12 protein-coding genes are annotated in these 13,493 nt (G+C 63.5%); 4 read left to right on the top strand and 8 right to left on the bottom strand.

Translation table 11 applies throughout. From position 1 onward, the window contains the following. Window positions 1-10 precede the first annotated feature (10 nt). From CAF76_RS26370 to CAF76_RS26380, 3 genes are all read right to left on the bottom strand, one after another. Window positions 11-1,429, bottom strand: coding sequence for an aldehyde dehydrogenase family protein (locus CAF76_RS26370; RefSeq protein ID WP_085649159.1), 1,419 nt, complete (start codon window positions 1,427-1,429; stop codon window positions 11-13). A gap of 65 nt (window positions 1,430-1,494) precedes the next feature. Next, complete coding sequence (locus tag CAF76_RS26375; RefSeq protein WP_064595644.1) at window positions 1,495-2,244, bottom strand: creatininase family protein; 750 nt, start codon at window positions 2,242-2,244, stop codon at window positions 1,495-1,497. 135 nt (window positions 2,245-2,379) lie between these two features. Then, window positions 2,380-3,195 carry a helix-turn-helix transcriptional regulator gene (locus CAF76_RS26380; RefSeq protein WP_085649160.1) on the bottom strand — a complete coding sequence of 272 codons (816 nt, stop codon included), beginning with the start codon at window positions 3,193-3,195 and terminating at the stop codon, window positions 2,380-2,382. Window positions 3,196-3,329: 134 nt separating this feature from the next. Between CAF76_RS26380 and CAF76_RS26385 the strand changes: the two genes are divergently transcribed. Next, window positions 3,330-4,544, top strand: coding sequence for a CynX/NimT family MFS transporter (locus CAF76_RS26385; protein WP_085649161.1), 1,215 nt, complete (start codon window positions 3,330-3,332; stop codon window positions 4,542-4,544). 46 nt (window positions 4,545-4,590) lie between these two features. On the opposite strand, the gene CAF76_RS26390 is transcribed toward CAF76_RS26385, so the two are convergent. The 4 genes from CAF76_RS26390 to CAF76_RS26405 form a co-directional block, all read right to left on the bottom strand. Continuing rightward, on the bottom strand, window positions 4,591-5,367 hold the full coding sequence (locus tag CAF76_RS26390; protein ID WP_064382021.1) for an alpha/beta fold hydrolase: 777 nt from the start codon (window positions 5,365-5,367) through the stop codon (window positions 4,591-4,593). Between the two features lie 24 nt (window positions 5,368-5,391). Further along, window positions 5,392-5,901, bottom strand: a complete 510-nt coding sequence (locus tag CAF76_RS26395) for a cytochrome P460 family protein (RefSeq protein WP_085649162.1) — start codon at window positions 5,899-5,901, stop codon at window positions 5,392-5,394. Window positions 5,902-5,925: 24 nt separating this feature from the next. Next, window positions 5,926-6,969, bottom strand: coding sequence for an alpha/beta fold hydrolase (locus tag CAF76_RS26400; protein ID WP_085649163.1), 1,044 nt, complete (start codon window positions 6,967-6,969; stop codon window positions 5,926-5,928). Between the two features lie 86 nt (window positions 6,970-7,055). Beyond that, window positions 7,056-8,402: an epoxide hydrolase family protein gene (locus CAF76_RS26405; RefSeq protein ID WP_085649164.1), complete on the bottom strand. Its 1,347-nt coding sequence runs from the start codon at window positions 8,400-8,402 to the stop codon at window positions 7,056-7,058. A 216-nt stretch (window positions 8,403-8,618) separates the two neighbouring features. On the opposite strand from CAF76_RS26405, the gene CAF76_RS26410 reads away from it, so the two are divergent. Continuing rightward, window positions 8,619-9,848 carry an MFS transporter gene (locus tag CAF76_RS26410; protein ID WP_085649165.1) on the top strand — a complete coding sequence of 410 codons (1,230 nt, stop codon included), beginning with the start codon at window positions 8,619-8,621 and terminating at the stop codon, window positions 9,846-9,848. Here the strand turns inward: CAF76_RS26410 and CAF76_RS26415 are convergent. Then, window positions 9,835-10,800, bottom strand: coding sequence for a quinone oxidoreductase (locus tag CAF76_RS26415; RefSeq protein WP_064595626.1), 966 nt, complete (start codon window positions 10,798-10,800; stop codon window positions 9,835-9,837). The two genes, CAF76_RS26410 and CAF76_RS26415, sit on opposite strands and share 14 nt — an antisense overlap. Window positions 10,801-11,139: 339 nt before the next feature. On the opposite strand from CAF76_RS26415, the gene CAF76_RS26420 reads away from it, so the two are divergent. Together CAF76_RS26420 and CAF76_RS26425 are read left to right on the top strand one after the other, a co-directional pair. Further along, window positions 11,140-13,101: a PAS domain-containing protein gene (locus CAF76_RS26420; RefSeq protein ID WP_256579669.1), complete on the top strand. Its 1,962-nt coding sequence runs from the start codon at window positions 11,140-11,142 to the stop codon at window positions 13,099-13,101. Further along, entirely contained in the window at window positions 13,101-13,472 is a 372-nt protein-coding gene (locus tag CAF76_RS26425) for a response regulator (RefSeq protein ID WP_085649167.1), read from the top strand. Before CAF76_RS26420 ends, CAF76_RS26425 begins: the two co-directional genes overlap by 1 nt. The last annotated feature ends 21 nt before the right edge of the window (window positions 13,473-13,493 follow it).

The raw sequence follows: 13,493 nt of genomic DNA on the forward strand, positions 1-13,493 counted from the left end.
GCTGCCGTGGTCAGTCCTCGACGATGCTTTTCGCCTCAAGAAACGCTTCCAGCCCCGACACCCCGAATTCCCTGCCGATCCCCGACTGCTTGACCCCGCCAAACGGTGCCAGCAGCTCCGGTGCGATCCGGTTGATCAACACCGAACCGGCCTCCAGGCGCGCAGCGATGCGTCGGCCCCGTTCCGCCTCGCGGGTGAACACATACGCCTGCAAACCGTAGACGCTGGCATTGGCCAGGCGGATGGCGTCTTCCTCGTCGTCGTAGGCGATGATCGACAGCACCGGGCCGAAGATCTCTTCCCGGGCAATGTCCATGTCATTGCTGACGTCGGCAAACACCGTGGGCTTGACGAAATAGCCCTGGCTCAGCCCGGCAGGCCGGCCCTCCCCGCCGACGATCAATCGCGCGCCCTGCTCCAGCCCGCGCCGGATAAAACCCTGCACGCGATCAAACTGCGCCTGGTTGACCAACGGACCGATGGCCGTCGCCGGATCATGGGGATTACCGACCACTATGGCGTCGACCAAGGCTCTTACCCGCTCGATCACCTGCGGCAGGAACGCACGCGGCACCAACAGCCGTGTGCCGGCGACGCAGGCCTGGCCGTTGTTCATGAAGGCAGCATTCAGGGCCATGGGGATGGCCGTTTCGAGATCCGCGTCGTCGAGCACGATGGATGCCGACTTGCCGGTGAGCGAAAGGCTCACCCGCTTCATGGTCTCGATGCCCGCGCGGGCAATGAGTTTTCCGGTGGCGGTGGAACCGGTGAACGAAATCTTCGCGATGTCCGGGCTGGTGCTGATCTCGTCGCCCACATCGCTCCCACGGCCCAGGACAATATTGATCACCCCGTTTGGCAGTTCCGCACGGTGCAAGGCGAGCGCGAGCACCTGGGTCTGCAACGGGCTGAGTTCGCTCGGCTTGATGACCGAGGCGCAGCCGCCGGCAATCGCCGCCGCCAGTTTGCTGCACACCGTACCGGCGGTGCTGTTCCAGGGCGCGAACAATGCCGATACCCCAACCGGTTCCATCACGACGCTTGCACGGCCCACAGGCCGCACCAGCTCGTAGTTTTCGAGAATCTGCGCCGCGTTGACGAAGGATTGCGAGGCGTACTGGCTGACCCATTGCGCACGTGCCAACGGTGCGCCGTATTCCTCGATGGCGGTGTCGCGTATCTCCTCGGTGCTCTCCAGCACCGCCGCCTGCAGGCGCTTGAGCATGTCGATGCGCTCGGCTTTCGTGGTGTGGCCCATCGTGACTTGCGCACGCTGGGCGGCGGCGATGGCTTGCCTGGCATCGTCGCGATTGGCCAGGGTGACCGTTCCGATGACGGACTCCGTCGCCGGGTTGATGCATTCGATCGTTTCGCGGCCCTGAACGGGCACGAACGCACCATCGATGTAGCTGTGCTTGATAGTCCACATGGCGATTTTCCCAAGGGTTGAAACAGCAACGCCCGGAACATCCGGGCGTTGGTCAGGGCGACGGTTCAGTCGGGTAATGACTCGCGGCTGAAGGCCTGCACCTCCTGCACCAGACCACGAGCGGCCATTTCCACCAGTTGCCGGCCTTTTTCCGGCGAAGCCTGGGCCGGGTCCGAGCCCATGCGGCCGTCCGGATGACGGGCACGGAAATCCGCCGCTTCCCGGATCGGCCCCCAATTGGCGATTTGCGGCGAGTAGTCGGCCGACTTGATGGAATCGGGGTAGGCCCATTGGGTCACGGCGATTTCCGAAGGGGTCGCGTGAATGCCGTGGCCGGTCGGGAACTGCTCGCGCGCCAGCTCGTTGACCCCTTCCAGGTCCCACCAGTTGCACAGCTTCAGGGCGAACCCGGCTTTGCGTCGGGCAAAACTCGCTTCGGCGTACAGCTCCGAAAACGCCGCTTCGATTGACGCGATGTTGCCGCCGTGGCCATTGAGGAAAAAGATCTTTTCAAAGCCATGGGCGGCCAGCGAACGGGTCCAGTCGGCGATGGCGGCGATGAACGTCGAGGGCCTGAGCGAGATGGTGCCGGGGAAGCCGAGGTGATGTTGCGCCATGCCGATGTTGAAGGTCGGGGCAATCAGGATATCGGCGTTTTTCTGCGCTTCATGGGCGATGATTTCCGGGCACATCCAGTCGGTGCCCAGCAGGCCGGTCGGCCCGTGCTGTTCGTTGGAACCGATCGGGATGACGATGGTGCGGCTGCGTTCGAGGAATTGGGCGATTTCGGACCAGGTCGATAGGTATAAAAGCATCAGGATTTCTCACTCTTCGAAGGTTCCTCGCGGAACGAGGCTGGGTGTTCAGTGCACCTGCAACAGCAGTGTCATTGATAACACCCGCCTCCCTTCGACGACAGAATACGAAGGTATCGGAATCGCCGGAACGCGCTAATCGCGGACGAGAAATTCACGGGGCGATTCACCCATCACCCGTCTGAACATGGCACTGAAGGCACTCTGGCTGGTGTAACCCAGGTCCCGGGCAATAACGCCCACGGATTGCCCTTTGTCGAGCCGGTCGATGGCGGTCGCCAGCCGCACCTGCTGCAACCAGTGGCGGAAATTCAGGCCGGTTTCATTGACGAACAGCCGTATCAGCGTGCGCGAACTGGCACCGACCCGGTCGGCCCAATAGCCGATCGAATGGTCTTGTCCGGGGTCTTGCAGAATCGCCTCGCACACCGTGACCAGTCGCCGGTCGACCGGCCATGGCACTTCGATCGGCAACGTCCGCGCCGCCTGCAATTCACTGAGTATCAACGCCACGATGTGCGCATTGCGGCCCTCCTGCGGATACTCGATTGGCTGCTCGGCCAGGGCCAGGATCAACTCACGCAGCAGTCCGGGGATCTCCAGCACTTTGCAGTGATCGCCCAGCCCTGCGCAGACCTGCGGCTCGATGTAGATCGAGCGCATCTTGACCGCGCTGAGCATCAACTGGTCGTGGATCATCCCGGGCGGAATCCACAGCGCCCGCTTCGGCGGCAGGATCCACAAGCCGCGCTCGGTGGCCACCCGCATCACGCCGTTCGAGGCATACAGCAATTGCCCGTGCCGATGCACGTGCGGCTCGTTGTATTCGCCGGTGGCCTGATCGCGGACCAGCACGGTCATTACCCGCGGCACGTCCTGATAATCGGGATAACGTTCGCTGCGCGGCGCGGAATCACGCCTGGCAATGACCTTGCGCACCTCTCGTTTCATCGGCTGGAGTCTCCTGAAAACAGACCTTGATCGTGTTAAAGCGACGATTGTCACTTTGGCGACAAACCCTGGCATTTGCCATGGCCGGCCCATTGTTAGCCTTGCGCTCATTGTTCATCAATGAGGCCTTTCCCATGGCAATCACCCGCAATCTCTCCGGCCACCAGCAGAGCGTCACGGCGGTGATCGGCCTGCTGATCCTGTCCATCGCCCTGCGGCCGCCGATCATTTCGGTGGGGCCGATTCTGTTGCTGATCCAGCAGCACTTCCAGTTGAGCTACACCCAGGCCGCGCTGCTGACCTCGATTCCTGACGTGTGCATGGGTGTGTTCGCGCTGGTGGTTCCGAGCCTGGCCAGGCGCTTCGGGATCGATCGCAGTGTGGTGGTCGCCCTGACGTTGTTGGGCGCCTCGACCTTGTTGCGGGCGATCTCGCCGAATGCATTCTTCCTGCTCGGCAGTACGTTCTTTGCCAGCATCGGCATTGCGGTTGCCGGCGCGATGACCGGCGCGTGGATCAAGACTCACTTTGCGCAACGCCCGGCGCTGTTCATGGGCATCTATGCCGGCGGCTTGAGTCTGGGCGCGACCCTCGCGGCGGTGCTCAGCGCGCCGATTGCCGAGCTGGCGCAGGACTGGCGGGTCAGCGCCGGAGTCTGGAGCGTGCTGTGCCTCACCGCCATCGCCAGTTGGGTGTGGATGGCACGGCGTTTTGCGACACCGGCGCCTGTAGTGAAATCGTCGTCGAGTCCGAGCAAACGCCTGCCCTGGAGCAATCCGCAGGCCTGGCTGATCGCGTTGAATTTCGGGGCCGGGCAATTCGTGGTCTACGCCCTCTTCGCCTGGATGGCGCCCGCCTCGGTGGAAGCGGCCACGTCGAGTGTTTCCCCGGGCGTCCTGCTGGGCATTTTTACTGCAGTGTTCGCCGTGGCCAGCGTGGGTGCGGGCCTGATTCCGGGCAAGGCCCACGACCGGCGCGGTTTGCTCGGGTTGTCGGCGTTGCTGGCCCTGCTCGGGGTGGGCGGCATGGCGTTCCTGCCGGGGTACTGGCCGATGCTGTATGTGGTGCTCGCGGCCATCGGGCTGGGCATGGGCTTCACCGTGGCCATGACCTTGCCGCTGGATCACGCCCGCACCAGCGAACAGGCCGGATTGTGGACGGTGTTCATGTTGTTCATCGGTTACCTGATCGCCGCGCTCGGGCCGTTGCTGTTCGGTGCCCTGCGCGAATACGCCGGACACTATGGCCCGGCGTACACCTTGCTGTTCGCGGTACTGCTGTTGATGCTCGGCATCACCCCCCTGCTCAAACTGGCACCGACAACATCGCCGCAGGTGTCCGTTGCCTGAGCGGGGGGTGACAGACCTGCGACGCGCCTCGGCACGTCGCAGGGTTTCAGTTGGCCGCCGCGGCTTTTTCAATCAGCCGCGCCACCGGTGCCGGATTCGACACCATCACCACGTGCGAGGCGCCCTTCACCACCTCAACGGCCTTGGCATCTGCACGCTTGGCCATGAACGCCATCGCCTGGGGCGGGATGTTCTTGTCCTTGTCGCCGTAGATGTACCACGACGGAATGTGCTTCCAGGCCGGCGTTCCGGCCTGCTCGTTCAGCGCCGCTTCGGTGACCGGGCGCTGGGTCGCGGCCATCAGCGCCGCTTGTGCAGCCGGGACATCGGCGGCGAACTGGTCGTGGAACTTGCTCTGCTGGATGTACAGGTCCTTGCCGCCGTCGGCCAGCGCAACCGGTGGCGCCAGCGTTGGTCCGAGGGTGCTGCCGGGAAACTTGCCGGCCAGCCCGGCAACGGTTTCACCGGCTTCGGGGGCAAAGGCGCTGACGTAGACCAGCGCTTTGACATTGGCATGATCGTTGGCCGCATCACTGATGACGTTGCCGCCATAGGAGTGACCGACCAGCACCACCGGCGACTGGATGCTGCTGAGCAACGCCGATACCGCTGCGCCATCGCTCTTGACGCCGCGCAGCGGATTGGCGGCGGCGATCACCGTGTAGCCATCCTTCTCGAGAATCTTCGCCACGCCGTTCCAGCTCGACGCGTCGGCAAATGCGCCGTGCACCAGCACCACCGTGGGTTTGGCGGTCTGGGCGAAGGCATTGGCGCCCAGGCACAGGCCCGCAGCGATGCTCAGTGCAATCAGTGTTTTTTTCATCGGGATGTTCCTCGTATGACGGATTCAGGGAGCGTATCGAGTGAAGACAAAATCGTGGTTCTGCACCCGCGCCTGATGGCAGGCAAAGCAGGTCTGGTGCTGGGCTTCGTCGGCGGGTTTGCCGTTAATGAAACGGCCGAATCCCCAGCCACCGGTCGAGGCGTATTTGTGCGAGTCCTTGACCATCACCTGAACGGTGGTGGCCGCTCCCGGAATCGAGGCCGGCTCGAACTCCGGCGACTGCACGTGCTTCCACGCCAGCTTCACCAGCACCGTGCCGTCGGGAAACGGCAGCGTCTTGCTCTGATAAGCCTTGATCGCCCGGTCGTTGCCCAGCACTGCGCGCAGTTCATCCAGCGGCGCGGCTTCCTGGGCCGGGGCAATCAGCGCCCACTGCCGATAGTTTTTCGGCAGCTTCACGCCGTAGATCGGCGAGGCATCGCCGTCATCGGCCTCGCCCAACGCGACACCGGTGGCCGCCAGTGCCGCGAGCGCAATGGCCGCTGGCAACACGGCCCAATGGTTGAATTTCATGGTCGGATCCCCTTCGGCCGGCAATCAGAGATGATCGGCATCGATCACCGCCTGGGCGAACGCTTGCGGCGCTTCCTGCGGCAGGTTGTGGCCGATGCCGCCGCTGATCAGCCGGTACTCGTACTTGCCGGTAAAGCGTTTGGCGTAGGCCTCGGCCGGTGGGTGCGGCGCACCATTGGCGTCGCCCTCCAGGGTGATGGTCGGCACGCTGATCGAGGGGAATGCCGCGAGTTTTTTCTCCAGCGAATCGTATTGCGCTTCCCCTTTGATCAGTCCCAGGCGCCAGCGGTAGTTGAAGATCGACACCGCGACGTGATCCGGATTCTGCAACGCGGCGGCGCTGCGCTCGTAAGTCGCGTCGTCGAAGGTCCACTTCGGCGAGGCCAGCTGCCAGATCAGTTTGGCGAAGTCGTGGGTGTTCTTTTCGTAGCCCAGACGGCCACGCTCGGTCGCAAAGTAGAACTGATACCACCACTGCAACTCCGCCGCCGGCGGCAGCGGCGTCTTGCCCGCTTCCTGGCTGCCGATCAGGTAACCGCTCACCGCCACCAGCGCCTTCACCCGCTCGGGCCAGAGCGCTGCAACGATGTCGGCGGTACGCGCGCCCCAGTCATAGCCGCCAAGCACGGCCTGTTTGATCTTCAGGGCGTCCATGAAGTCGATCAGATCTTTCGCCAGCGCCGCCGGCTGGCCGTTGCGCACGGTTTTGGCAGACAGGAAACGCGTGTCGCCATAGCCGCGCGCGTAGGGGATCAGCACCCGATAGCCCTTCTGCGCCAGCGCCGGGGCGACATCGGTGTAGCTGTGAATATCGTAGGGCCAGCCGTGCAGCAGGATGACCACCGGACCGTCGGCCGGACCGACTTCGGCGTAGGAAACGTCCAGCAGTCCGGCCTTGACGTGTTTCAGCGCGCCGAACGAAACATTCGTGCCGGCGGTAATGGCGTCAATCTTGCCGGCGGGCACTTCGGCGGCGCTGGCGTATGCCGAAGCGATGCCCAGCGCAAGCGCCAGGATCGAACCGGCGAGCAGGCGCCGGGATGGGGTTACAGCGTTAAAGTCAGTCATGCCGAGTCTCCCTCGTGAACCGCCGGGCGGCGGTTCCGGGCTTTGTGGTCAAGGGCTTAGGGTTGAAGTGCTTGCGGATTGCAGGGTTAGCGGGCTGCCTGCGCAGCGGTTTTCTGCGCGGTGGCGCGCAGAGGCCGGAAGGCTTCGCGCAGTTCTTCGCTGAACAATTGCGGTTGCTCCCAAGCCGCGAAGTGACCGCCCTTGCTGACTTCACTGAAGTAGGCCAGCGACGGATAGGCGCGCTGCGACCAGACTTTCGGCGCCCGATAGATTTCGTGGGGGAACACGGTGATCGCCACCGGCACCTTGATGTCGGCAGTCTTCTGCGCGGCGGCGCTGAAGTTATTGTTGTTGTTCTCCCAGTAGAAACGGGAGGACGACGCCCCGCTGTCGGTCAGCCAGTACAGGCTGATGTCGTCGAGCATTTCATCGCGGCTCAAGACCTTCTCGGGCTGACCGTCGCTGTCGGTCCACGCGGCGAATTTTTCATACATCCACGCGGCCGTACCGGCGGGCGAGTCGGCCAGCAGATAACCGATGGTCTGCGGTCGGGTCACCATCATTGCGCCATAAGCGGCGTTGCGGCCGAAGAACTGGCTGAGCGAATTGAAGGCCGTCACCTCCGGCGCGGTCAGCCCCGCCGGGGCCGGGTCGCCGCTGTTGATCGGTTTGACCAGTTCCGGCGGCACGGTGGCCGGCATGTTCAGGTGGATGCCCAGCAAACCGGGCGGCGCCAGACGACCCAGTGCGTCGGAAATCACCGAGCCGTGATCGCCGCCCTGGGACACGTAATGGCTGTAGCCCAGACGTTTCATCAACACATCCCAGGCCTTCGCCACCCGGTCAGGGCCCCAGCCGAGCTCGGTCGGTTTGCCGGAGAAACCATGGCCGGGAATCGACGGGATCACCACATCGAACGAGTCCTCGACCTTGCCGCCATAGGCCACGGGATCGGTCAGCGGGCCGATGGTCTTGAGGAATTCGAACTGCGAACCCGGCCAGCCGTGGGTGAGGATCAGCGGCATCGCATTGGGATTGCGCGAACGCACATGGATAAACTGGATGTCGACGCCGTCGATGGTGGTCACGAACTCCGGCAAGGCGTTGAGCTTCGCTTCGGCCTTGCGCCAGTCATAGCCGTCGCCCCAATACTTCACCAACGCCTGGACCTGCGCCAGTTGCACTCCCTGGGACACGTCGCCGACCGTTTCCTTGTCCGGCCAGCGAGTGTCGGCGATGCGTTTGCGCAGGTCGCTCAATTTCGCTTCGTCCACATGGATGGTGTACGGGCGAATGGCTTGCGCCGGATCCGCTGCCGGGGTCGCGGCCCAGACGCCGCTGCTGCCCGCGAGTACGGCAAGGCCGAGCACGCCGCCCCTGATGGATGACGCCAGGCAATGGCGCCAGGTAAGACCGGACGAAACCGCAACCATGATGGATCTCCTTGTAGTCATTATTCGAAAGGCATCGCCAATCGGATCAGACCACTGCGCTGGCACCGGGGCGATTACACGATGGTGTCGGTCGATACCTTGGTATGACGCGTTGGCCCGGCGCGCAAAAACGCGCTCGAACTCAGCAGCGGTTAACGGGCAGAATGCGGCGGGGAAACGGCCCAATTGAATGACAGACCTGAACAAGGATTGCGGATGCGTGGGGAAACAGCGCTCGAACGCCTGAGCAGTACGCCATCGACCACTTCGCCGTGGTGGGTGATCGGGTTGTGCATGCTGTTCAACGTGATCGACGGGCTGGACGTGATAGCCATGGCCTTCACCGCCAGCCGGGTAGCAGCCGAGTGGGCGTTGAGCGGCGCGCAACTGGGCCTGTTGTTGAGCGCAAGCCTGGTCGGGATGGCGCTCGGCTCGCTGCTGGCCGCGCCCAGGGCCGACCGCTTCGGGCGCAGGCCTTTGTTGCTCGCCGGCCTGCTGCTCAGCGGCCTGAGCATGTTGCTGTCGTTCTGGAGCCCGGATCATCACGTACTGATGCTTTTGCGACTGCTGACCGGCATCGGCACGGGGGCGGTACTGGTGGGGGCCAACGTGATGACGTTCGAACACGCCAGCCCGCAGCGGCGCAATCTGGCTATCGCGTTGCAATCCCTCGCCTTCGCCATGGGCGCCAGCCTGGGCGGTGTGCTGGCGCATGTACTCAATGATTTGATGGGCTGGCGGTATGTCTTTCTGGCCGGGGGTTGCATCACGCTGGCGGCGGCAGTGGTCGGTGTCTTCTGGCTGCGAGAATCGCCGTCATTTCTGGCACTTGAACAGCGCGCGCCTGTTCCTCCACTGTCGCCGGACATCGCTAACCGGCCGTTTTCGCCCGGTCAGTGGCAACAGACTCTATCGCTGGCATTGGCACTCTTTCTGTTGATGTTCTGCTTTTACTTCGTGATGAGCTGGACCCCGGCCCTGTTGGTCGACAATGGCTTTACCGACCAACAAGGCGCCCGGATCGGGATGCTGTTGGCGCTGGGTGGCATGCTCGGCGCCCTGCTTCTGGGTCTGGCGGCCAATCGTTACGGCTGCCGACGTTTGTTGTCGGGCTTTCTGCTGCTCAATGCCGCCCTGCTGCCACTGATGCTGCCGGCCACGCGCGTCCCCGGTCTGGCGACACTCGTGGCGGTCACGCTGGGGCTGATGCTCAATGGTGCAGTCGCGGCTCTGTATGTGCTGGCCCCTCAAGCGTTCTGCACGTCGATCCGTACGACCGGCGTCGGCGTGGTGCTTGCGACCGGGCGTCTGGGGGCGATCATTTCGCCGGTGGTCGCCGGGTTTCTGCTGGATGCCGGATGGACCGCACAACACCTGTTCACGTTTTTCGCCGGTAGCCAGGTGTTGGCGGCCCTGCTGATCTGGCGTGGCGTCAAGGGACGATGATCAGCTTGCCCGTCGTGTTGCGCGACTCGATATCGCGATGGGCCTGTTGCGCATCATCCAGTGAATAACGCTTGCCAATCACGGCTTTCAGTTTGCCGGCACTGACCCATGCGAACAGTTGCCGGGATTTTTCCAGCAGCACCTCGCGGTTGCGCACGTAGTGCATGACCGAGGGATACGTCAGCTTGATGCTGCGCGGCATGCTGAAGATATCGATCGGCGGGGTCGGGTTCATGAACGGTCCGTACAAGGCCAGGGTGCCGAAGTAATCCAGCAGCTCCAGCGAGTCGGCAAACCCCTCCGCGCCCGTGCCGTCGTACACCACATTCACCCGCTGCCCGTCGGTCAGGCGCATGACCTGGGCGGCAATGTTTTGCGCCCGCCCGATCACCACATAGTCCGCCCCCGCCGCGAGCACCGCCTCGACCTTGTCGGCATGAGAAACCCGGCCTATGACCTTGCCGCCCAGCAGCTTGATCAACTGGGTCAGCATCAGCCCCACGCCCCCGGCCGCCGCATGCACCAAGGCTACGTCGCCCGGCTGGATCGCATGCACCTTGTCCACCAGATTGCTGGCGGTCAGGCCCTGCATCATCAGGCTGGCGGCGGTGGCGAAGTCGATATCGTCCGGCAGCGGCACCAACTGGCTGACCGGGGCGATCACCTGTTCGGCGTAGCTGCCCGGCACGTAATGCCAGGCCACGCGGTCACCGACCGCGAATTCCGTCACCTGCGGGCCGCTGGCCAGGACGACGCCGGCGCCTTCTGCACCCAGCGTCAGCGGTAGCTCCCAGGCAGCGCCGAGCCCGCGTCGGGCACCGGTGTCCATGAAATTGATACCCGCCGCCATGACCTTGACCAGGACTTGTCCGGGCCCCGGTTCTGCCAGTTGAATGTCCTGCACCGTCAACACTTCGGGCCCGCCAAAGGCCTGGATAACCACTGCTTTCATAATGTTCTGCCCTGTCATCGGGACGACCGGTCCTGCTGCCTTTCGGGTGGCACGAGCGCGGACGTCACGTTGCTTTCACTCAACGTCGAAGGACGTTGAAACCAGGGCCAAGGCTGCGCGGCGGATGTATCCCGGCGGTTTCGCCAACCCGGCGCTGTGCATGCTTGTATGGCTAGAGGGGCGGTAGATACAGTGGCTTACAAAAGCGCCACCTGTGATGCCCATCGCAGTGTGCAATGTCGGCCGATATTCGCCACGGGCGACACCAAAGTATGATGGGCGAGTGCCATCCGAAGGCGCATCTTTGTTCAACGGTGACTGCACACAATGAGAATCGGTATGACGAACGAGCAGGAGCGCGTCATCGAGGACGGTCCAGGCCGCGCGGGTGACGCGGTCATGCCAGCGCCGGGGATCGACTCGATCATCGACAGCATCCCGGCCATGGTCGCTTTCATGACGCCTTCCGGTGAACTGGAACAGGTCAACCGGCAAATCATGGAGTACATCGGCGCCCCGCTGCATGAACTGAAAAACTGGCAGGCCAGCGAGACCGTGCACCCGGACGACCTGCCCTCGGTCATCGCTGCCTGGATGCACTCGGTCAGTACCGGCACGCCCTATGAGAACGAGCACCGGATTCGCCGCGCCGACGGTGTCTATCGCTGGTTCCATGTGCGCGGCCTGCCGATCAGAGACAGCGAAGGCACCATCACCCGCTGGTGCGTGCTGCAGGTCGATATCGATGAGCGCCGCCGGGACAAGGCCTTGATCGCCAGTGCCCTGGCCGAAGTCAGCGCGTCGGAAGAACGTCTGCGCGGGATCATCGACGCCGTCCCCGGTTTTGTCTGGAGCGCTTCGCCGGAAGGCAACGTCGGCTTCGTCAATCAGCGCTGGTGCGACTACACCGGCATGTCCGTCGAACAAGCCTGCGGTGACGGCTGGACGGCGTCCATCCACCCGGACGACGCCCCCGGACTGGGCGGCTATTGGCAAGCGCTTCTGCAATCGGGCAGCGCCGGTGAGTACGAGGCTCGACTGAAGCGTTTCGACGGTATTTACCGCTGGTTTCTGATCCGCGCTGTGCCCCAGCGTGATGACACGGGGCGGATCGTGCGCTGGTATGGCGAAAACACCGACATCGAAGACCGCAAACGGGCGGAAGTCTTTTTGGCCAAGGCCCAACGCCTGAGCGCCACCGGTACGTTTTCCTGGCGGGTGAGCACCGACGAGATCACCTGGTCGGACGAGGTCTACCGCATCCTCGAACTGGACCCGGACACGCCGCCCGGCTTCGAGGCGATCTATCGCCGCGTGCATCCGGACGACATCTCCAGCCATCGGGAAATGATCAAGCGCCAACGCCGCAAGGGGCGTGACTTCGAACACGAACATCGACTGCTGATGCCCGACGGCACGGTGAAATACGTGCGGCTGGTGGCGCACTCGATCGCCCATGCGCCGGACGGTTTCGAATACATCGCCGCCCTGCAGGACATCACCCAGCACCGGCTCGCCGAAGAGGTCTTGAGCAAGGCGCGCTCGGAACTGACGCACCTGGCCAGGGTCGCCAGCCTTGGCGCGGTCACGGCGTCGATTGCCCACGAGGTCAATCAGCCGCTGGCCGGCATCATCACCAACGCCAGCACCTGCCTGCGCATGCTCGGCGCCGACCCGCCGAATGTCGACGGCGCCAGGGAAACCGCGCGCCGCACCATTCGCGACGGCAACCGTGCGGCCGATGTGATCAATCGACTGCGGGCGTTGTTCTCGAAGAAAAGCATCACCCTTGAAGACGTCAATCTGAATGACGCGGCACGGGAAGTCATCGCCATGCTGCTGGGCGAGCTGCAACGCAACGGCGTGGTGCTGCATCCACAATTTGCCGAGGCCCTGCCGCTGGTCAGGGGCGACCGGGTCCAGCTGCAGCAGGTGATCCTCAATCTGATCATGAATGCCGCCGAGGCCATGAGTGCGATCCACGGCCGGCCCCGGCAATTGATCGTCAGCACCGGTCTGGGCTCGGACGAGAGCGTTTACCTGGCGGTGAAAGACAGCGGCAACGGCGTCGATCCGCAGGACATCGAGCGCATTTTCAATGCGTTCTACACCACCAAAAGCTCGGGCATGGGGGTCGGTCTGTCCATCAGTCGCTCGATCATCGAGCGCCACGATGGGAAGCTGTGGGCCAGCGCCAACGACGGCCCGGGTACGACGTTTACCTTTGCCATCCCGCATTCGACGGACTTGCCGCAAACCGATAACCGCGACCTCGCCGATCGCACCGTGGAGAATGATTGATGGGTACGCATTTGCTCGTATCGGTGGTCGATGACGACGAATCGGTTCGTGAATCACTGCCTGACCTGATCAAGGAGTTCGGCTTCGCCGTCCAGGCGTTTGCCTCGGCCCAGGCGTTTCTGACATCGCCCTATCTGGATCTGACCCATTGCCTGATTCTCGACGTGGCCATGCCCGGCATGTCGGGACCTGATCTGCAACGCGAGCTGCTGCGCCGTGACTATCGCATTCCGGTGATTTTCATCACCGCGCACGGCGACGCCAGCGAACAGGCGAAGCTGCTGAACAGTGGCGCCGTGGAGTGCCTGTTCAAACCGTTCAGCGAAGCCCAATTGCTCAAGGCCCTGAGCGCCGCCCTGCCCCTCGACTGAGCGTGAAGCCGAACAGAACAA

Source organism: Pseudomonas sp. B40(2017), from assembly GCF_002112855.1.
GTDB classification, from domain to species: domain Bacteria; phylum Pseudomonadota; class Gammaproteobacteria; order Pseudomonadales; family Pseudomonadaceae; genus Aquipseudomonas; species Aquipseudomonas pharyngis.

Coding starts and splice junctions, on each gene's coding strand:
- CAF76_RS26370 (WP_085649159.1), bottom strand. CDS start 1,429: ATGTGGACTATCAAGCACAGCTACATCGATGGTGCGTTCGTGCCCGTT.
- CAF76_RS26375 (WP_064595644.1), bottom strand. CDS start 2,244: ATGCTTTTATACCTATCGACCTGGTCCGAAATCGCCCAATTCCTCGAA.
- CAF76_RS26380 (WP_085649160.1), bottom strand. CDS start 3,195: ATGAAACGAGAGGTGCGCAAGGTCATTGCCAGGCGTGATTCCGCGCCG.
- CAF76_RS26385 (WP_085649161.1), top strand. CDS start 3,330: ATGGCAATCACCCGCAATCTCTCCGGCCACCAGCAGAGCGTCACGGCG.
- CAF76_RS26390 (WP_064382021.1), bottom strand. CDS start 5,367: ATGAAAAAAACACTGATTGCACTGAGCATCGCTGCGGGCCTGTGCCTG.
- CAF76_RS26395 (WP_085649162.1), bottom strand. CDS start 5,901: ATGAAATTCAACCATTGGGCCGTGTTGCCAGCGGCCATTGCGCTCGCG.
- CAF76_RS26400 (WP_085649163.1), bottom strand. CDS start 6,969: ATGACTGACTTTAACGCTGTAACCCCATCCCGGCGCCTGCTCGCCGGT.
- CAF76_RS26405 (WP_085649164.1), bottom strand. CDS start 8,402: ATGGTTGCGGTTTCGTCCGGTCTTACCTGGCGCCATTGCCTGGCGTCA.
- CAF76_RS26410 (WP_085649165.1), top strand. CDS start 8,619: ATGCGTGGGGAAACAGCGCTCGAACGCCTGAGCAGTACGCCATCGACC.
- CAF76_RS26415 (WP_064595626.1), bottom strand. CDS start 10,800: ATGAAAGCAGTGGTTATCCAGGCCTTTGGCGGGCCCGAAGTGTTGACG.
- CAF76_RS26420 (WP_256579669.1), top strand. CDS start 11,140: ATGACGAACGAGCAGGAGCGCGTCATCGAGGACGGTCCAGGCCGCGCG.
- CAF76_RS26425 (WP_085649167.1), top strand. CDS start 13,101: ATGGGTACGCATTTGCTCGTATCGGTGGTCGATGACGACGAATCGGTT.